Annotated in this window: 3 protein-coding genes and 1 pseudogene; all 4 read left to right on the top strand. The window is 35.1% G+C overall.

Annotation, left to right across the window (positions count from 1 at the left end; translation table 11 throughout):
• Positions 1-144 (top strand): annotated as a pseudogene (locus ABD909_RS07180) (SMI1/KNR4 family protein); the annotation flags it as partial.
• Positions 145-244: 100 nt separating this feature from the next.
• Complete coding sequence (locus tag ABD909_RS07175; protein ID WP_345097264.1) at positions 245-709, top strand: SMI1/KNR4 family protein; 465 nt, start codon at positions 245-247, stop codon at positions 707-709.
• A 73-nt stretch (positions 710-782) separates the two neighbouring features.
• Positions 783-1,271, top strand: a complete 489-nt coding sequence (locus ABD909_RS07170; RefSeq protein WP_345097263.1) for an SMI1/KNR4 family protein — start codon at positions 783-785, stop codon at positions 1,269-1,271.
• 50 nt (positions 1,272-1,321) lie between these two features.
• Positions 1,322-2,579 (top strand): DUF6990 domain-containing protein (locus ABD909_RS07165; RefSeq protein ID WP_425547960.1); only part of this gene is annotated, 1,258 nt, incomplete at its 3' end.

Below are 2,579 nucleotides of genomic sequence, written 5' to 3'. Positions count from 1 at the left end.
GGTGAGACATTTTACTTTGATTATTCTCAGTTTCAGGATGGTGAATGCCCACTCTATGTCGAGATCCCATCTGGAGCGTCACATTATTATGCAAGTAATTTTTATGAATTTCTCTGTAAAAGAATTATAGCTAATTTGGAATAACACCTTTAAACATGGCGATTTCATTTTGCTGAATCGCCTTTCTTTTTTCATTTTCAAGAATGCAATCATCTTTAATATTTTTTAGAGAGGAGAAAAAATTATGAAAACTTATACTATAGATGATGTTGCACAATTAGTTGATAAATATAGTGATCGTATCAATTTTGGCTCTATAGATGAAGCAGTTGATGATGTACTGATTGAAAAAGCAGAAAAAACTCTTGGTTTGCAGTTTACAACTTCCTACAAGAGTTTTCTAAAAAACTATGGAAGAGCAGAGATCTGTGGTGAGGAAATATTAAGTGTTTATAATACAAACTTTGAAATTGCTCGTAGTGATGATATTGTTTATTATCATATAACGGATATAGAAAATGGTTTAGCAAAACCACAGCAGCTTGTTGTGAGTAGAACTGATTTTGGTGAGACATTTTACTTTGATTACTCTCAATTTCAAGATGCGGAGTGTCCGCTCTATCTTAGATTTCCACCTAGTGAACCCCAGTATTACGCGGGTAACTTTTATGAATTTCTCTGTAAAAGGATTACAGATAACTTGAAGTAAATTTCTTTGTATGGTGGTTTTACTTCTGAATTCCAATGTTAAACCACCATTATTTTTTTAGGGGGGATCATCTATGAAAACCTATACCTTAGCTGATGTTGCAGTATTAATTGATAAAGTGAATAAATATGATGATGATATTATCAATTTTGGTACTGCAAAAAATGCGGTTGATGATCTCGTGATTGAAAAGGCAGAGAAAGCTCTTGGTTTACAATTCACATCCTCTTACAAGAATTTTTTAAAACATTATAAAGGCGGGGACATTGCTGGTTATGAAATCTATAGTCTTTATAAGGATTGTGAAAAAGATATTCCTTTTGATGATATTGTTCACCAAAACTTAAATTATTATAGAAAATATGGTTTTCTAACAGCAGAACAGCTTGCTGTTAGCAGAACAGATTTTGGTGAGACATTTTATTTTGATTACTCTCAGTTTCGGGATGGTGAATGCCCACTTTATGTCAGAATTCCATCTGGAGAGTCACATTATTACGCAAGTAATTTTTATGAATTTCTCTGTAAAAGAATTAAAGAGTATGCTGGGGAAGATTCATGAAAGCTTACACTTTAGATGATGTTGCACAATTAGTTGATAAGTGAAACATTATGCAAACCAAAGACGCAACAGAAATTTTAAAAAGATTGGGTTGGGAGCCTCATCGCGATGAAATGGGTGATATGTTTGCTTATTATCATCTCCCTGATCGTATCGTGCGTATTCACTATGGTGTCATAGATTATGGACGAGATAGTGGGAGATTATGGGTTTCTGTCAGTCTTACTACTGCTGCCTATTGTCTTGGCTGGGAATACGCTAACGGTAAAAAATCGCAATATCAATACGAGGATATGCTGGTTTCTTCAGAAGAGAATTTTGGTGTTACAGCGCTAGAGTTTTTTGAGAACCATGTTAAGGTTGCTTTAAACAAAGTGTTAGCTTGGGCGGAAGCACAGGATATTGAACAAAAATTACGTGAAGAATCTGCTAATCATTCTCTTGTTGCAAAAGCTTTACTCGGTGATATTGAGGCTTTAAGGAATTACAAACCTACATCTCAACTATATGCATCAGAGTTTTCTGATTATGAAAAGATAACACAGGTTGAGCGCGTTATCTTTTTTGCTCAGGCTTATAAAAACGGTGAGTTAGATGATATTCTTGTTCGTAAAAAGCCTAAAGAAAAGCTGATGAGTATTACTGCGGCAAGCAGCATCCTTAAAAGACAAGGATGGTTTTCCATAGAACCTGGGAAAATGTGGCTCTCTTTGCCAGAACGTTTTATTGGATTTGATTTTGGCTTTATACGCCTCCATGATCAGTACAATGTCCATCTTGAAGCAGTAGTCTCCAACGAAGAGATTTCTGTAGCTTGCCATTATATTCACCATAGTGGAAAACTTAGGCACATATCAGCTACAAATATTTATCAGCCTTTTAATACGATTGGAGCGGAGAATTTTAATGGGATTGACATTTGTGTAGAGACATTAAATGAGCAGGAGCTTATCAAAATTTCTGAGCGAATAATAAAATGGACACGCGCCCAAGATTTGCAAGCATCGATTGAAAGCAAAACGCTTGTTCAAAAATACAACTACAATACAGATATAATTTGGCATTTGGCTTGTTTAGCGTTGACAGGAAAGATTGATGTACTGAGATCTTATCAAAATTCCATTGCGGTAGGTACAATTTCTGAATATTTGGATGATGATGAAGTAGAAAAATATGTTAACCATGCCGTTGAATTTGCTGAAAAACATCTGAAAATCCTTCATGAGCGAGAAGCAGCGGAAGCACATCTTGCTCCACAAGCTTTGATTACTTTCAATAGAATTGCGGAGCAATTAAAAGAAATGGGTT

The organism is Bartonella acomydis (assembly GCF_039543025.1).
GTDB lineage: Bacteria > Pseudomonadota > Alphaproteobacteria > Rhizobiales > Rhizobiaceae > Bartonella > Bartonella acomydis.
The sequence above is the reverse complement of the archived record's forward strand: the minus strand, read 5'-3'. Positions and strand labels throughout refer to the sequence as shown.

Bases quoted from the DNA above. Each gene is read 5' to 3' on its own strand.
- ABD909_RS07175 (WP_345097264.1), top strand. From the start codon at position 245: ATGAAAACTTATACTATAGATGATGTTGCACAATTAGTTGATAAATAT.
- ABD909_RS07170 (WP_345097263.1), top strand. From the start codon at position 783: ATGAAAACCTATACCTTAGCTGATGTTGCAGTATTAATTGATAAAGTG.